This is a genomic window from Micromonospora sp. NPDC007208 (genome assembly GCF_042869175.1).
Lineage (GTDB): Bacteria > Actinomycetota > Actinomycetes > Mycobacteriales > Micromonosporaceae > Micromonospora > Micromonospora foliorum.
The window spans coordinates 131,395-147,228 of sequence record NZ_JBIAFG010000005.1; the positions used below are offsets into that span (position 1 = coordinate 131,395).

The 15,834-nt window shown below is 71.2% G+C and carries 13 protein-coding genes; 8 read left to right on the forward strand and 5 right to left on the reverse strand.

Features of this window, described 5'->3' with window-relative positions:
- Positions 1 to 34: 34 nt before the first annotated feature.
- From ACFYL6_RS12450 to ACFYL6_RS12465, 4 genes are read right to left on the reverse strand one after another with little or no spacing between them, the layout of a single operon-like run.
- Positions 35 to 979, reverse strand: coding sequence for a MerR family transcriptional regulator (locus ACFYL6_RS12450; RefSeq protein WP_387171157.1), 945 nt, complete (start codon positions 977 to 979; stop codon positions 35 to 37).
- The gene (gene idi / locus ACFYL6_RS12455; protein ID WP_387170596.1) at positions 969 to 1,589 is read right to left on the reverse strand and encodes an isopentenyl-diphosphate Delta-isomerase; all 621 of its coding nucleotides are present in this window, start codon (positions 1,587 to 1,589) and stop codon (positions 969 to 971) included. The genes ACFYL6_RS12450 and idi overlap by 11 nt, the downstream gene beginning before the upstream one ends.
- A complete protein-coding gene (crtI, locus tag ACFYL6_RS12460) occupies positions 1,586 to 3,067 on the reverse strand; it encodes a phytoene desaturase family protein (protein ID WP_387170598.1) in 1,482 nt (493 codons plus the stop codon). The genes idi and crtI overlap by 4 nt, the downstream gene beginning before the upstream one ends.
- Positions 3,068 to 3,095: 28 nt before the next feature.
- Positions 3,096 to 4,238 carry a polyprenyl synthetase family protein gene (locus ACFYL6_RS12465; RefSeq protein WP_387170600.1) on the reverse strand — a complete coding sequence of 381 codons (1,143 nt, stop codon included), beginning with the start codon at positions 4,236 to 4,238 and terminating at the stop codon, positions 3,096 to 3,098.
- Between the two features lie 65 nt (positions 4,239 to 4,303).
- On the opposite strand from ACFYL6_RS12465, the gene ACFYL6_RS12470 reads away from it, so the two are divergent.
- Both ACFYL6_RS12470 and ACFYL6_RS12475 read left to right on the forward strand, forming a co-directional pair.
- Positions 4,304 to 5,227, forward strand: a complete 924-nt coding sequence (locus tag ACFYL6_RS12470; protein WP_387170602.1) for a phytoene/squalene synthase family protein — start codon at positions 4,304 to 4,306, stop codon at positions 5,225 to 5,227.
- Entirely contained in the window at positions 5,224 to 6,537 is a 1,314-nt protein-coding gene (locus ACFYL6_RS12475) for a cryptochrome/photolyase family protein (protein ID WP_387170604.1), read from the forward strand. Before ACFYL6_RS12470 ends, ACFYL6_RS12475 begins: the two co-directional genes overlap by 4 nt.
- Here ACFYL6_RS12475 and ACFYL6_RS12480 read toward each other — a convergent pair whose 3' ends face one another.
- Positions 6,538 to 7,614: a serine hydrolase domain-containing protein gene (locus ACFYL6_RS12480; RefSeq protein WP_387170606.1), complete on the reverse strand. Its 1,077-nt coding sequence runs from the start codon at positions 7,612 to 7,614 to the stop codon at positions 6,538 to 6,540. It abuts the gene before it with no gap.
- An 80-nt stretch (positions 7,615 to 7,694) separates the two neighbouring features.
- Between ACFYL6_RS12480 and ACFYL6_RS12485 the strand changes: the two genes are divergently transcribed.
- The 6 genes from ACFYL6_RS12485 (at position 7,695) to ACFYL6_RS12510 (ending at position 15,695) form a co-directional block, all read left to right on the forward strand.
- Positions 7,695 to 9,182 carry a dihydrolipoyl dehydrogenase family protein gene (locus ACFYL6_RS12485; protein ID WP_387170608.1) on the forward strand — a complete coding sequence of 496 codons (1,488 nt, stop codon included), beginning with the start codon at positions 7,695 to 7,697 and terminating at the stop codon, positions 9,180 to 9,182.
- A 93-nt stretch (positions 9,183 to 9,275) separates the two neighbouring features.
- Positions 9,276 to 10,280 (forward strand): LacI family DNA-binding transcriptional regulator, encoded by a 1,005-nt coding sequence (locus ACFYL6_RS12490; protein ID WP_238657870.1) that lies wholly within the window; start codon positions 9,276 to 9,278, stop codon positions 10,278 to 10,280.
- A gap of 333 nt (positions 10,281 to 10,613) precedes the next feature.
- On the forward strand, positions 10,614 to 11,993 hold the full coding sequence (locus tag ACFYL6_RS12495) for an ABC transporter substrate-binding protein (RefSeq protein ID WP_387170610.1): 1,380 nt from the start codon (positions 10,614 to 10,616) through the stop codon (positions 11,991 to 11,993).
- Between the two features lie 86 nt (positions 11,994 to 12,079).
- The gene (locus ACFYL6_RS12500; protein ID WP_387170612.1) at positions 12,080 to 13,036 is read left to right on the forward strand and encodes a carbohydrate ABC transporter permease; all 957 of its coding nucleotides are present in this window, start codon (positions 12,080 to 12,082) and stop codon (positions 13,034 to 13,036) included.
- Between the two features lie 11 nt (positions 13,037 to 13,047).
- A complete protein-coding gene (locus tag ACFYL6_RS12505) occupies positions 13,048 to 13,935 on the forward strand; it encodes a carbohydrate ABC transporter permease (RefSeq protein WP_387170614.1) in 888 nt (295 codons plus the stop codon).
- A 140-nt stretch (positions 13,936 to 14,075) separates the two neighbouring features.
- Entirely contained in the window at positions 14,076 to 15,695 is a 1,620-nt protein-coding gene (locus ACFYL6_RS12510; RefSeq protein WP_387170616.1) for a glycoside hydrolase family 13 protein, read from the forward strand.
- Positions 15,696 to 15,834: the final 139 nt, after the last annotated feature.

The following is a 15,834-nucleotide window of genomic DNA, read 5'->3' on the forward strand; positions in this document are numbered from 1 at the left end:
CGGTAGTTCACGCCGCCAGTTGGCGACAGTGCGATCAGTCACGCCTCGACTGGTCCAGGGAGTCGCGGACGGCGGCGGAGAGCGAGACCGCCTCGGCCAGGTCGACCGGCCGCACCACCCCGGCGGGCAGCGTGTCGGCCCGCCAGCCGGGGCCGGCGGCGAGCACCAGCAGCGGGCGCCGTGGTGCGGCCAGCAGCGCGGTGAGCTGGGTCGGGTCGGCGGTGGCCCGGGTGTGCGACCAGAGCACCACGGCGGCCGGTCCGGTCCGGTTGACCGCCTCGACGAGAGCGGCCACCGGCACCCGGGCGCCGAGCATCCGGTAGCTGACACCGGCCTCCGCGAGGGCTGCGGCCAACGCCTCCAGTGGCAGGGTGTGCTGCTCCTCGTCGGCGCAGGAGAGCAGGATCCGGGCCGGCCCGGTGGGGACCTTGGCCCGACTGGCCGCCGCGAGCGCCTCCGAGACGCAGCGGGACACCAGGTGTTCCACCTCGATCAGGCCGGCGGTGGCGGCGTGCCGTTCGCCGATGCCGGCGAGGACCGGGCGTAGTAGACCCTCCCAGGTGGCGACGACCCCGCCGGCGGCCAGGGCGTGCGCGATCGTCTCGCTGATCACCGCCGCGTCCAGCCGCATGGCGGCCCGGGCCAGTCCGCGGGCTGCCGGGCCGGCACGGCCGACCGGGATGGAGCCGCCGCCGTCACGGCCGAGCGGGTGGGTCCGGACGGGAGCGACGGTGCCGTTGGGCGACGGGTCGGGTGCCTGGCGGGCCCAGCGGGCCGCTTCGGCGGGGCTCACCCCCTCGGCGGTGAGTCGTCGCATGATCTCGAGACGGGCCAGATCGCTGGGGGTGTACCGGCGGTGGTGACCGGGGATGTGTTCGCTGGGCCCGAGCCCGTAGCGCTGGTGCCAGGTGCGCAGGGTCGTCACCGCGACCCCCAACCGGCGTGCGACCGCGCCCGCGCTCAGCGCTTCATCGACCACCCGACCGCTCCGCCGTGTCATCCGCCGACGATCCGGGCGGGGTCAGGGCCGGGCCGGTTGCGCCCGACCGGGACTCCGAGGGGCGGAGCAGCCGGTTCACCACCCCGCCCAGCCAGGGCGCGTACGACCGGGGGTCGAGCTTCAACTCGGCCTCCAGTGCGGTGGGGTCGGCCCACCGCAGCTCGGCCACCTCGTCCGGGTCGGGCAGGAGTGGGGCGCCGGGCAGGAACTCGCCGCGCAGCACGTGGTCGTACTCGAACTCGACCCGACCGGTCGCCGGGTCCTCGGCGTAGTAGACGTAGGTGCCGACCTCGGTCAGCTCGACCGGGCCCGCGCCCAACTCCTCGCGCAGCCGTCGGTTGGCCGCCTCGGCGAGCGACTCCCCGGGCTGCGGGTGGCCGCAGCAGGAGTTGGCCCAGCGCAGCGGGAACCGGGTCTTGACGGCGGCTCGGCGCTGGAGCAGCACCTGGCCGTCCGGGTCCACCAGCAACACCGAGAAGGCCCGATGCAGCTGCCCCGGGGGTTGGTGTGCGGCCGCCACGGTCGTCTCGCCGTGGGCCGTTCCGGTCTCGTCGACGAGTTCGACGAGGTGCTTCTCCCGGCTGCTCATCGGCCTTCCCCGGTGATCCGGCCGGCGGCGAGCTTGCCGGAGATGAGCACCATCGGCACGCCGACGCCGGGTTGGGTCCCGGAGCCGACGAACACCACGTTCGACAGGTCGCGGTGCAGGTTGGACGGGCGGAACGGGCCGGTCTGGAAGAGCGTGTGCGCGGCGGCGAACGGGGTGCCGGCGGCCATCCCCTGCTCCTCCCACTCGGCGGGGGTGATCGCCCGGAGCACCTCGACCCCGGCGCCGAAGCCGACGTAGCCGCGCTCCTCCAGGGTGCCGATCAGCTGGTCGGTGTAGTGCTGGGTCAGGTCGCCCCGCCACTCGAACGGCGCCCGGTGCAGGTTGGGCACCGGGGCGAGCACGTAGTAGGTGTGCCGGTCCGGCGGGGCCACCGCGGGGTCGGTCCGGCTCGGGTTGGTCACCAGGAGCGACGGATCGGTCATCAGCTCACCCCGTCGGATGACCTCATCGAAGGTGCCCTTCCACGCGCGTCCGAAATGGATGTTGTGATGGGCGATCTTCGCATAGCCCTGTCGGGAGCCGACGTGCAGAACGACGCAGGACGGTGAGTAGGTGAGCTGGCGGCGCGGCGCGGCGGGGAGCAGGTCCCGGTAGGCGACCGGCAGGTCGGGGTTGAGCACCACCACGTCGGCCGGCACCAGGTCACCGTCGGCGGTGAGCACGCCGGTGGCGCGGCCGTTCGCGGTCTCCACCCGGGTCACCCTGGTGTCGTACCGGATCTGCACGCCGTGCTTCTCGGCCGCGCCGGCCATCGCCTTGGAGACCGCGTGGATGCCGCCGCGCGGGAAGTAGACCCCGGCCACCGAGTCGAGGTACGCGATGACCGCGTAGATGGCCAGCGCGTCGTGCGGCGCGAGGCCGGCGTACATCGCCTGGAAGGAGAAGATCCGCTGGGTACGCGGGTCCCGGAAGAACTGGTTGATCTTCGTCTGAAGGCGCCGGAAGGCCCCGCCGCCGAGCAGCTTGAGCAGGTTGCCGGTGATCAGGTCGGTGGGCGCGTCCAGGTTGCGCTCGATGAAGTCGGTGCGCTCCAGCCGCCACAGCTCCCGCGCGTACTCGACGAAACGCAGGTAGCCGTCGGCCTCCCGGGGCCCGCAGACCCGGGAGATCTCGGCCGCCATCCGGGTGGTGTCGGTGAGCACGTCGAGGGTCGAGCCGTCCGGGTAGTACGCCCGGTAGGCGGGGTCGAGCGGGGTCAGGTCCAACCAGTCGCGCAGCTCCTCGCCGACCGCGCCGAGCGCCTCGGCGATCAGGTCGGGCATGGTGAGCACGGTCGGGCCGGTGTCGAACTCGTAGCCGTCCACGCCGAGCCGTCCGGCCCGCCCACCGGGCACCGGCTCGCGCTCCAGCACGGTCACCTGTCGACCGCTGCCGGCCAGGTGCAGCGCGCAGGCCAGCCCGCCCAGCCCGGCCCCGACGACCACCACCCGGTCCGTCCGTCCTGTCACCGTCCGCACGTGACCACCTCCTCGCTCAAGTCGCTCATCAGGCCCGCCGGTTGGCAGCGGCGGTGGCCAGCCCGGTCAGCGCGGTCCGCGCCGTCTGGTCCACGGGTGCGGCGTCCAGCGCGGCCAACGCGTCACTCACCCGCTCGCCAATCATCTGCTCCACCCGGGTCACCGCGCCGGTCTCGGCGACCAGCTTGGCCAGCGTGTCGACCGGTCCACCGGCGGCCGCCTCCAACGCGGTGAGCTGGGCCGGCGTGGCCAGCTCCCGGGCCAGCATGAGGAGCGCGGTCGGCTTGCCGGTGCGGAGGTCGTCCCCGGCCGGCTTGCCGGTGGCCGCCGGGTCGCCGTAGACGCCGAGCAGGTCGTCGCGGAGCTGGAACGCCTCGCCGACGGCCAGGCCATAACGGGTGTACGCGGAGACCAGCGGATCGTCGGCGGGCACCCCGGCCAGGCAGGCCCCGAAGAGCAGTGGTCGCTGGACTGTGTAACTGGCGGTCTTGTAGCGGGCCACCCGCAGTGCCCGGTCGACCGACCAGCTGGCCGGGTCGTTCTCGCCGAGCACGTCGAGATATTGCCCGGCGACCGTCTCCACCCGCATCTGGTCGTAGCAGCGGCGCACCTCGAAGAGTCGGGTCGACGGCACCGAGGCGTGGGCCAGCAACTGGTCGGCCCAGACCATGCAGAGGTCGCCGATGAGTACGGCGACGGCGTCACCGAACCGGCCGGGATCACCTCGGTGGCCGGCGGCGACGTGCTGTTCGGCGAGCGCGACGTGTGCGGTGGGTCGGCCACGGCGGGTGGTGGACGCGTCCATCACGTCGTCGTGCACCAGCGCGAAGGTGTGCAGCAGCTCCAGCGCGGCCAGCGCGGGCAGCACGGGCGGCAGCGCCGCGGTGCCGCCGACCGCCCCGCGCCAACCCCAGTAGGCGAACGTGGACCGGATGCGTTTGCCGCCGGCCAGGACTGCCTCCCGCGCGGTGGCGGCGAAGCTGCCCATCGATGGGTCGATGTCGTTGAGGGTGTCGACCTCGGTGGTGAGGAAGGCGTTCAGGGTCTCGTCGACCGCCGTGACCAGATCGTGGGTGTACGCGGCCAGAACGGCGCGGACCGGATCGTCCCCGTCCCCCGGCCCTGTCGGCGCCACGCGGGTCACGTTGCCCGCAACTGCGTCGTTGGCCATGCGGCTGAGCGTACCCTAGGCTACGAGTTGCGTCGATTGGTGCGTCGATAAATGGAGGAGGGCCGGTGGAAACTGATCTCACCGCTGCCTATGACCGGTGCCGTGAGCTGCACAAACGTCACGGCCGCACCTACTATCTCGCCACCCGACTGCTCCCCGCTTGGAAACGACGACATGTGCACGCCCTCTACGGGTTCACCCGGTACGCGGACGAGATCGTCGACCGCACCGAGGAGTTGCCGCCGGCCGAGCGGGCCGCCCTGCTGGATCACTGGGCCAGTCAGTTCGTGGCCGGTCTGCACGGCGCGCCGGTCGACGACCCACTCCTGCCGGCCGTGCTGCACACGATCGCCGTCTTCGATCTCGACCGGGACGACTTTGCGTCGTTCCTGAAGAGCATGGCGATGGACCTCACCGTCACCGCGTACCCCACCTACGACCACCTGCTCGACTACATGGAGGGCTCGGCGGCGGTCATCGGCACCATGATGCTGCCGATCCTGGGCAGCTCCGACCCGGCGGCGGCCCGGGAGCCGGCCCGGCAGCTCGGTTTCGCCTTCCAGCTCACCAACTTCATCCGGGACGTCGCCGAGGACCTCGACCGGGGCCGCACCTACCTGCCGGACGAGGACCTGGCGAAGTTCGGGGTCACCCGCGAGGAGCTGGCCGAGGCCCGCGCCCGGGGCCGCGGTACGCCCCGGACCCGCGAGCTGATCGAGTACGAGGTGACCCGCGCCCAGGCGCACTACGCCGCCGCCGCACCGGGCATCACCATGCTGGCGCCCGCCTCGCAGGCCTGCATGCGCACCGCGTACGCGCTCTACGGCGGCATCCTGGACGAGGTGGCCGCGCAGGACTACGACGTCTTCGTCCGGCGGGCCCTGGTGCCGCAGCGGCGACGGATGGCGGTGGCCGCGCGGGCCCTGCTCAGCTCGACCGGTACCCCGGTCGTCATCCCCGGGCCGACGATCCACCCGGAGAGCCGGTGACCGCGAGCACGGCGATCGTGCTCCTCACCCGCGACCTGCGGGTGCACGACCACCCGGCGCTGGCCACCACCTGTGCGGCCTTCGACCAGGTGGTGCCGCTGTACGTGCTCGACCCGGCGCTGGCCGACCTCTCCGCCAACCGCACCCGCTTCCTGCACCAGGCCCTCGCCGACCTGCGCGCCCAACTCTGCGACCGGGGTGGCGACCTGGTGGTCCGGCACGGCGACCCGGTGGCCGAGACGATCCGGCTGGCCGACGAGGTCGGGGCGACCGCCGTCGCGCTCTCGGCCGACGTCAGCCACTACGCCGCCCGTCGGGAGCGACGACTACGCGCCGATTGCGAGCGGCACCGGCTGCACCTGCGACTGTTTCCCGGGTTGACAGTGGTCGAGCCGGGCGCGTTGCGGCCCGGTGGCGGCGGTGACCACTACCGGGTGTTCAGCCCGTACCACCGGGCCTGGGCGGCCGACCGGTGGCGCGAGGAGTTGGCCGCGCCGCGCCGGATCGCGCTGCCCGACCGGGTGAACGTGGGCCGGCGGCCGGCGCTGCCGGCCGGCGACTCGCCGGACGCGGCCATCGGCGGCGAGCGGCTCGCCCAGGCGCGGCTCACCGACTGGCTGCCCGACCTGACCCGGTACGGCGATCAGCACGACGACATGGCCGGCGATGACACCTCCCGGCTCAGCCCGTACCTGCGCTTCGGCTGCGTATCGCCGCTGGCGGTGGCGAACCGCGCCGGGGACCGGTCCGGCCCGTTCGTCCGGCAGCTCTGCTGGCGGGACTTCTACTACCAGGTCACCGCCGCCTTCCCGGAGATCTCGACCGCGGCGTACCGGCGGGGCGCCACCGAGCAGTGGCGCTACGACGACGACGCGTTGGCGGCCTGGACCGAGGGACGCACCGGGATGCCGATCGTCGACGCCGGGATGCGGCAGCTGCGGACGCAGGGCTGGATGCACAACCGGGCCCGGCTGATCACCGCCGGCTACCTGACCAAGCACCTCGGACAGGACTGGCGGTCCGGGGTGGCGGTGTTCTTCCGCTGGCTGCTCGACGGGGACGTGGCGAACAACTCCGGTAACTGGCAGTGGGTCGCCGGCACCGGCAACGACACGAAGCCCTACCGGGGGTTCAACCCGGTCCGGCAGGCCGAACGGTACGACCCGGCCGGTGACTACGTGCGTCGGTGGGTGCCGGAGCTGGCCGGGGTGCGGGGCAAGGCCATCCACCAACCGTGGAAACTGCCCGAGGCGTTCGACTACCCACCGCCGCTCTCGGTGCCCGGCACCGACCCCGTCTGGCTGCGCTGATCAGAGGACCGAGTGCAACGCCTCGACCAGCTCGTCCACCCGGTCGTGCTCGGCGAGGTGCGCCGTGGCGTACGCGAAGGTGTAGCCGCGCTCGGGGTCGGCCCACGCGCTGCTGCCGCCGAGGCCGCCCATGCCCCAGCTGCCGTCCGGCTCCCGTTGCATGCCCAGCGCCCACTGGACCGGGCGGTCCAGCAGCAGGTCCGGCCCGTCGTACTGGACCCGGGTCGCCTCCGCGACCAGGTCCGGGCTGAACAGCCGGACGCCGTCCAGGACGCCGCCGGCCAGCAGGCCGGCGTAGAGCCGGGCCAGACTGGGCGCGGTGGCGTGCAGGTTGACCGCCGGCATCTCGGCACCCCGCCACAGCGGGGTGTTCAGCACGGCCAGGTCCAGCCCGCCGGTCGGGTTGCCCAGCGCCCGAGCGCGCAGTGACCCCGGTTCGCCGAGCTTGCGGGTCGGCCACTGCGGGTCGCCGTACCGCAGGTCCGCGCAGCGCCGCTGGGCCGCCTCGGTCAGCCCGAACCCGAGGTCGAGCTGCCACCGATCGGCGATCTCCTCGGCCAGGAACCGGCCCACCGACCGTCCGTCGACGCGACGGACCAGCTCGCCCACCAGGTGCCCGTACGTCCAGGCGTGTTCCGCGGCGACCGAGCCCGGCGACCACTCCGGGTCGGCGGCGGCCAGGTCGCCGGTGAGCAACGCCCAGTCGGCGACCGCGGTGGCCGGCCGGGGCACCGGGAAGGCCGGCAGCCCGGCGGTGTGCGACAACGCGTGACGCACGGTGGCGGGAGTGCGGAACTCCGGCCAGTACCGGTCCACGGGCGCGTCGAGATCGACAGCTCCCCGGTCGACGAGCAGCAACAGGCAGAGCGCGGCCACCGGTTTGCCGACCGAGTAGACGTTCACAAGCGTGTCCGGCAGCCACGGCTCGCCGCCCGGCCCGTGGCCGCTGCGGGAGCCGCCGACCAGGTCCACGACTGGCTGCCCGTCGTACCAGATGGTCAGGCCGGCGCCGGTCTCCCGGCCGGAGGCGAACAGGTCGTGGAAGCAGTCCCGGACCGGAGCGAAGCGTGCGTGCATCCGGCCACGGTAAGCGTCCGGGCCGGTGAGCGTGCCGACTTTTCCGCCGACCCCGATGGTCGGGGTGGTGCCGCTGGGGGATGCTGTTCGGTGTGGCGGAGCCAGAGCTGGTGGATGTGGTCGTGGTCGGGCTCGGAGTCGGTGGCGAGGAGGTGGCCGAACGGCTCGCCGAGGCCGGCCTGAGCGTCGTCGGCGTCGAGCGGGATCTGGTCGGCGGGGAGTGCCCGTACTGGGGCTGCATCCCGAGCAAGATGATGATCAGAGCGGCCAACGCTCTCGCCGAGGCTCGCCGGGTCGACGGGCTCGCCGGGACGGCGCAGGTCCAGCCGGACTGGGCGCCGGTGGCGAAGCGGATCCGCGAGGAGGCCACCGACACCTGGGACGACACGGTCGCGGCGGAGCGGTTCGTCGGCAAGGGCGGCCGGCTCGTGCGGGGCAGCGGCCGGCTCGACGGTCCACGCCGGGTCCGCGTCGGTGACCAGGTGTTCGAGGCCCGACACGGGGTGGTGCTGGGCACCGGCACCCGTCCGTCGGTGCCGCCGATCGACGGTCTGGCCGACACGCCGTACTGGACCAACCACCAGGCGATCGAGGCCGAGGAGTTGCCGGAGTCGCTGCTCGTGCTCGGCGGCGGCGCGATCGGCCTGGAGCTGGCGCAGGTCTTCGCCCGCTTCGGGTCCCGGGTCACCGTCGTCGAGGCACTCGACCGGGTGCTGGCCGTCGAGGAACCCGAGGCGTCCGAGGTCGCCGCCGCGGCGCTGCGCGCCGACGGCGTGGAGATCCACACCGGGGTACGCGCCGAACGGGTCGACCACGACGGGACCAGGTTCACCCTGCGCGGTGGCGGCGGCGCGGAGTTCACCGCCGAACGGCTGCTGGTGGTGACCGGGCGCAAGGCCCACCTCGCCGAGTTGGGTCTGGACACCATCGGCGTGGACGCCAGCCAGCGCTACCTCCCGGTCGACGACCGGTTGCACGTCACCGACCACGTCTGGGCGGTCGGCGACATCACCGGCGAGGGCGCCTTCACCCACATCGCCATGTACCAGGCGGGGATCGTGATCGCCGACCTCCTGGCCCGCGCCCGCCAGACGAAGGCCGGGGCGGACGCCAGCGGCACCTCCAGCGTGGTCGGCGGAGCGATGGGCGCGTCCAGCGCGCTGGCCGCCAGCGGATCGAGCGGGTCCGCCGGCACCGTCCCGCGCGCCGACTACCGGGCGCTGCCCCGGGTGACCTTCACCGACCCGGAGATCGGCGCGGTCGGGCTCACCGAGCAGCAGGCCCAGGAGCGCGGCATCAACGTGCAGGTGGGTTTCACCAAGCTCGGCAGCTCGACCCGGGGCTGGATCCACCGGGTCGGCGACGACGGTTTCATCAAGCTCGTGGCGGACGCCGACCAGGGCGTACTGATCGGCGCGACCTCGGTCGGCCCGGCCGGCGGCGAAGTGCTGTCCGCGCTGGTGGTGGCGGTGCACGCGGCGGTGCCGCTGAGTCAGCTCCGGCACATGATCTACGCGTACCCGACCTTCCACCGGGCCATCGAATCCGCCCTACGCGACCTGTCCTGACCCTCAGCCCGCGCAGCAATCAAGCAGCAGGTCAGCAAACGCTGGACAAATCGCTGTTCATTTCTTTCATTAAGGTGACGTACGATTGCGACCGTGACCAAGCGGTTGACTGAAGTTGCCAAGAAGGCGGGCGTCAGCGAGGCCACCGTCAGCCGGGTGCTCAACGGCCGCGACGGGGTCTCCGAGGCGACCCGCACCGCCGTGCTGACGGCCCTGGACGTGCTCGGTTACGAGCGACCGACCAAGTTGCGCGGCGAACGCGCCCGGCTGGTCGGGTTGGTGCTGCCCGAGTTGCAGAACCCGATCTTCCCGGCGTTGGCCGAGGTCGTCACCGGCACTCTGGCCCAGCGCGGCTACACCCCGGCGCTCTGTGCCCGGACCATCGGCGGGGTCTCCGAAATGGACTACGTGGAGATGCTCCTCGACCACCAGGTCTCCGGGGTGATCTTCGCTGGTGGCTCGTACGCGCTCGCCGACGCTCGACACGACCACTACCGTCGGCTGACCGACCGGGGGCTTCCGGTCGTGCTGGTCAACGCCGGTGTGGACGAGTTGGGTTTCCCCAGGGTCTCCACCGACGACGCGGTGGCGGTGGAGCAGGCGTACGGGCACCTGCGCTCGCTCGGGCACGAACGGATCGGGATGGTGCTCGGCCCGGAGGGGCATGTGCCGTCCCGGCGCAAGCTCGACGCGATGATCCAGGCCGCCGGCTGGGACGAGGGCGACGCGGAGTGCGTCGAGCGTTCCAGCTTCTCGATGGAGGGCGCGCGGGTCGCCGCCACGAAGTTGGTCGAGCGGGGCGTGACCGGCATCATCTGCGCCAGCGACGTGCTCGCGTTGGGCACGATCCGCGCGGCTCGCCGGTTGGGGCGTTCGGTGCCGGCCGACGTGTCGGTGGTGGGTTTCGACGACTCCGCCTTCATGACGTGCACCGACCCGCCGTTGACCACAGTGCGGCAGCCGATCGAGACGATGGGGCAGGCCGCCGTGGATCTGCTGGTCACCCAGATCGAGGGCGCCGGCGTACTGCAGGACGAGTTGCTGTTCGAGCCGGAGCTGGTGGTGCGGGGTTCCACCGCGCCCGCTCCCGGCCGCTAGGCACCACCCCGTACGACGCTTCGGCCGTCGACCGCCTCCCGCGGTCGGCGGCCGTTTTCGTCGTTGCCCGCCACGGTCGGCATCGACCGGGTCGAATGACCGGCCATAGGGGATCAATCGCTGGCAAATCGGGCTGCTTTCAGTGTCTTGCCAACATCTGCCGTAATCACGTCGTGTCCTTTCGGAACAGGGTCGATACCTTGCCGAAATGAGTCGGCCTCGCTACAGTGACTCCACTCACACCTGGCTCCGACGCAGCTACTGGGCGTCAGGTCGTATCACCGCAGATCAGCGAAGGTCATTGGAGACACCCGTTCCCGAAGGGATGGACAGATGTCCGTACCGCAATACCGAAAGGCTGCGGCGGTTGCGCTCGTGGCCGGCCTGGGGCTCAGCCTCACGGCGTGCTCCACGAAGAGCGACGACAAGGGCTCGAACGCCGGTGGCAAGGTCACCATCACGGTCGACTGTCAGCCGGTCGGCGCCCAGAAAGAGCTGTTGAAGAACTGGAACGACGACGTCGCCGAGTTCCAGAAGCAGAACCCGGACATCACCATCAAGAGCGTCAGCGTCGGCGAGCAGTGCAACAACCCGCCGGACTTCACCGCCCGCCTCGCCGGCGGCACCGTGACCGACGTCTTCTACGGGTACATGACCGATCTCCAGCAGGTGCTCGACTCCGGTCAGGCGATGGACATCAGTCAGCAGGTCAGCAAGGACACGATCCCGACCTGGGACAGCGTCGACCCGGCGCTCAAGGAGGTCTTCACCGACGGCGGCAAGCTCTACGCCGTTCCGGTGAAGAACTACTCGATGGGCCTGGTCTACAACAAGGCCCTGTTCCAGCAGGCCGGGCTGGACGTCAACAACCCGCCCAAGACCTGGGCCGATGTCCGGGCCGCCGCCAAGAAGATCTCCGCCCTCGGCAACGGCATCGCCGGCTACTCGGAGTACAGCGCCGGCAACACCGGCGGCTGGCACTTCACCTCCCTGCTCTACTCGCAGGGTGGCCGGGTGCTGACCGAGGACGGCAAGAAGGCCGACTTCAACAACGCCATGGGCAAGCAGGTTCTGCAGAACCTCAAGGACATGCGGTACGGCGACAACAGCATGGGCGCCCGTCAGCTACTGCAGTGGGGCGACCTGCTGACGAACGCCGGCGCGGGCAAAGTCGGCATGTTCATCGGCGCGCCGGACGCGACCCAGGCGATCGTCAGCCAGTTCCAGGGCAAGTTCCAGGATTGGGCGATGGCTCCGCTGCCCGGCCAGGACGGCGCGGCGAAGGGGACGCTCGGTGGTGGCGAGGGCTACTTCTTCAAGAAGGACCTCACGCCCGAGCAGGTCAAGGCCGGTCTGAAGTGGATCGCGTACCAGAAGCTCACCCCGGGCAAGGGTCAGTTCGACTACGTCCGGGCCAAGCCGCAGAACTACCCGGTGGGTCTGCCCCAGCCGCTGCTCTTCGCCAACGGCAGTGACGCGCAGAAGCAGGAACTGGAGCTGCGCAAGGCGAACGCGAACGTGGACACCGCGAACTTCGCGCTCTTCGAGGCGACCCCGGTTCCGATCAAGGGTGAGCCGCGCAACGCGCAGGCCGTCTACGCGGTGCTCGACGCCGCGATGTCGGGTGTGCTGACCAACCCGAACTCGAACATCGACGCACTGCTCAAGACCGCCGAGGAGAAGGTCAACCAGCTCCTCGCCGCCGAGAGCTGACCGATCGTGTGGGGGTCGGGACGCCGACCCGACCCCCACGCCACTCGCACCACGTCTCGACGTCACCGACTCACCCAGGAGTTGCCTTGGCGATCACCACCGTCCCGGAGACCCCCAGGAAACCGGGCCGCCCGCCGTCGCCGTACTCGGCGAGGCCGCAGCGCACGAGCCTCGGCCGCAAGGTACGGGACAACCTCACCGGTCACGCGTTCCTGATCGGGGCGGTGCTCTGCTTCGTCGTCTTCTCCTGGTACCCGATGATCCGCGGCATCGTGATGAGCTTCCAGCGCACCCGGCGTGGCGAGACCACCTGGGTGGGTTGGGACAACTACTCCCGCATCATCGCCGACCCGAGCTTCTGGACGGCCTGGCAGAACACCTTCTACTTCACGGTGCTCGCGCTCGCCCTCGGGTACGTGGTGCCGTTCTTCGTGGCGATCCTGCTCAACGAGTTCCGGCACGCCAAGGGGTACCTGCGAATCCTGGTCTACCTGCCGGTGATGCTGCCGCCGGCGTCGGCGCTGTTCCTCTTCAAGTTCTACGCGTACGACCCCAGCGAGGCGGGTCTCTTCAACGCGATCCTGAAGGCACTGCACCTGCCCACCTCGCAGTGGATGCAGTCGCCGGAGATGACGATGCCGGCCATGGTGGTCGCGTCGACCTGGATGAACATGGGCGGCGCGGTGCTGATCTACCTGGCGTCGTTGCAGAACATCCCCGGCGAGCTGTATGAGGCGGCCGAGCTCGACGGCGCCGGGATCTGGCGCCGGATCCGGCACGTGACCATCCCGCAGACCCGGCTGATCCTCGCGCTCCTGGCGATGTTGCAGATCGTCGCCACGATGCAGCTCTTCATCGAGCCGCTGATCCTCGCCAACGGTGCGGGCGCGGAGGACTCCGCAACCTCGGTGGCGTACCTCATCTACCAGCACGGTTTCTTCCAGAACGACCTCAACGGCGCCGCCGCGCTGGGCGTGATCATGCTCGTGGTGCTGGCCGGCTTCTCCGCGGTGTACGTGCGACTGACTGCGAAACAGGACTAGGACGGCGAGGAATGGCACAGGATTCCGGAACCCGGACCCTCATCTCCCAATCCCAGCTCAGCCGGGGGCGCGGCCGGGTCATCTACTGGACGCTGCTGGTCGTCGTGGTGGCGGGGTTCACGCTCGTCTTCCTCGGACCGCTCTACTGGATGGTCACCGGCGCGCTCAAGTCCGGCCAGGAGATCGCGCAGACCCCACCGTCGCTGTTCCCGAAGGACCCGCAGCCGCAGAACTACATCGACGCGTGGAACAACCTGGCCCTCGCCAAGCTGCTCTTCAACACCTTCTACTACGCGATCGGCGCGGTGCTGTTCCAACTCGTCTTCGACAGCGCGGCGGCGTACTCGTTGTCCAAACTTCGACCGATCTTCGGCAACGCGATCCTCGGCCTGATGCTGGCGACGCTGATGATCCCGGCGATGGTCCTCATCGTGCCGCAGTACGTGACCGTGCTCGACCTGCCGATCCTGCATATCAACCTGCTCGACTCACCGTTCGCCATCTGGCTGCCGATGGTCGCGAACGCCTTCAACATCTTCCTGCTGAAGCGGTTCTTCGACTCGATCCCCGAGGAGCTGATGGCGGCCGCCCTGATGGACGGGGCGTCGTCGCTGCGTACGCTCTGGTCGATCATCCTGCCGCTGTCGCGCCCCATCCTCGGCGTCGTCTCGATCTTCGCCGTGACGGCGGTGTGGAAGGACTTCCTCTGGCCGAAGCTGGTCATGCCCTCGCCCGAGACCCGGACGGTAAGCGTCGGCATCTACACCTTCGCCGGCGGCACACCGATGAACGTGGTCATCGCCGCGTCGGTCATCGCCGCGATCCCGACAGTCATCATCTTCCTGATCTTCCAACGGAACATCATGTCCGGTCTGACCACGGGCAGCATCAAGGGATAGCCCCTACCGCATCCTTCCGCGCGGCGAACAACGACCGTTCGCCCGACACACGACCAGGTCCGGCGATCCCGCCGACGTACTGACGCAGAAAGCAGGTGCTCGTGTCCACAGCTGACAGAAGTCCGTGGTGGCGGGGAGCCGTGATCTACCAGGTGTATCCCCGGAGCTTCGCCGACGGCAACGGCGACGGCATCGGCGACATCGCCGGCATCCGGTCCCGGCTGAACCACCTGTCCGCGCTCGGCGTCGACGCGATCTGGTTCAGTCCCTGGTACCCGTCCCCGATGGCCGACGCCGGCTACGACGTCTCCGACTACCGCGACATCGACCCGGTCTTCGGCACGTTGGCCGAGGTGGAGGCGCTGATCGCCGAGGGGCACGCGCTGGGCATCCGGACCATCGTCGACGTGGTACCCAACCACTGCTCCGACGCGCACCCCTGGTTCCAGGCCGCGCTCGCCGGCGGTCCCGGCGCGCCGGAACGGGACCTGTTCTGGTTCCGACCGGGCCGAGGCCCGAACGGCGACGAGCGACCCACCGACTGGATCGGCGAGTTCGGCGGCGAGACCTGGACCCGCACCACCAACCCGGACGGCACCCCCGGCGACTGGTACCTGCACCTCTTCGCCCCCCAGCAGCCGGACTTCAACTGGGACCACCCCCGGGTACGGGCGGAGTTCGAGGACATCCTGCGGTTCTGGTTCGACCGGGGGGTGGACGGCATCCGGATCGACTCGGCCGGGCTCCTGGTCAAGGACGGGACGCTGCCCGAGGTCCGGGAGGACGAGCCGCACCCGTTCCACGACCTCGACGGGGTGCACGACATCTACCGGGGCTGGCGTCGGGTCGCCGACGAGTACCCCGACCGGGCGCTGATCGGTGAGGTGTGGCTGCCGGACCGGCAGCGGTTCGCCAACTACCTGCGCCCCGACGAGCTGCACGCCGCGTTCAACTTCGACTTCCTCGGCTGCGCCTGGGACGCCGCGGCGCTGCGAGAGAGCATCGACGGCACGCTGAGCGCGCACGCGCCGGTCAACGCGCCGGCCACCTGGGTGCTCTCGAACCACGACGTGACCCGACACGTCACCCGCTACGGTCGGGCGGACACCCGGTTCAGCTTCGCCGCCAAGCGCGAGGGCATCCCCACCGACCTGGAGCTGGGCACTCGCCGCGCCCGCGCCGCCGCGCTGCTATCGCTGTCGCTGCCCGGCGCCGCCTACGTCTACCAGGGCGAGGAGCTGGGCCTCTACGAGGTCGAGGACATCCCGTACGCGCTGCGGCAGGACCCGATGTGGGAGCGGTCCGGCCGGATCGACCCCGGTCGGGACGGCTGCCGCGTACCGCTGCCGTGGGGCGGGGACGAGCCGCCGTTCGAGTTCAGCCCCGAGGGCGCCGTCGCGCCGTGGCTGCCGCAGCCGGCCGACTGGAAGGACCGGACGGCCAGCGCGCAGACCGGCGACTCGGCCTCGATGTTGGAGCTGTACCGGGCGGCGATCCAGGCCCGAAAGGCCGACCCGGCGCTCGGTGACGGCGAGTTGACCTGGTTGCCCGCCCCGGACGGGGTGCTCGCGTTCAGCCGCGGCGGTGGCTTCAGCTGCCTGGTCAACCTGTCCGCCGAGGCGGTGCCGATGCCAGCTCAGGGGGAGTTGCTGCTGGCCAGCGGGCCGCTCGACGACGGGTTGCTGCCGTCCGACACCGCGGTCTGGCTGCGTACCGCCGAATCCACCGACGGGCCGCACGGGGCGGACGGCCCGGCCTGACCTGACTCTGCTCGCCGTGGGGGGGGGGGGGGGGGGGCCGCCCCCCCCCCCCCCCCCCCCCCCCCCCCCCCCCCCCCCCGCCCCGCCCCCCCCCCCCCCCCCCCCCCCCCCCCCCCCCCCCCCCCCCCCCCCCCCACGT

Coding starts and splice junctions, on each gene's coding strand:
- idi (WP_387170596.1), bottom strand. CDS start 1,589: ATGAGCAGCCGGGAGAAGCACCTCGTCGAACTCGTCGACGAGACCGGA.
- ACFYL6_RS12465 (WP_387170600.1), bottom strand. CDS start 4,238: ATGGCCAACGACGCAGTTGCGGGCAACGTGACCCGCGTGGCGCCGACA.
- ACFYL6_RS12480 (WP_387170606.1), bottom strand. CDS start 7,614: ATGCACGCACGCTTCGCTCCGGTCCGGGACTGCTTCCACGACCTGTTC.
- ACFYL6_RS12485 (WP_387170608.1), top strand. CDS start 7,695: ATGCTGTTCGGTGTGGCGGAGCCAGAGCTGGTGGATGTGGTCGTGGTC.
- ACFYL6_RS12495 (WP_387170610.1), top strand. CDS start 10,614: ATGTCCGTACCGCAATACCGAAAGGCTGCGGCGGTTGCGCTCGTGGCC.
- ACFYL6_RS12505 (WP_387170614.1), top strand. CDS start 13,048: ATGGCACAGGATTCCGGAACCCGGACCCTCATCTCCCAATCCCAGCTC.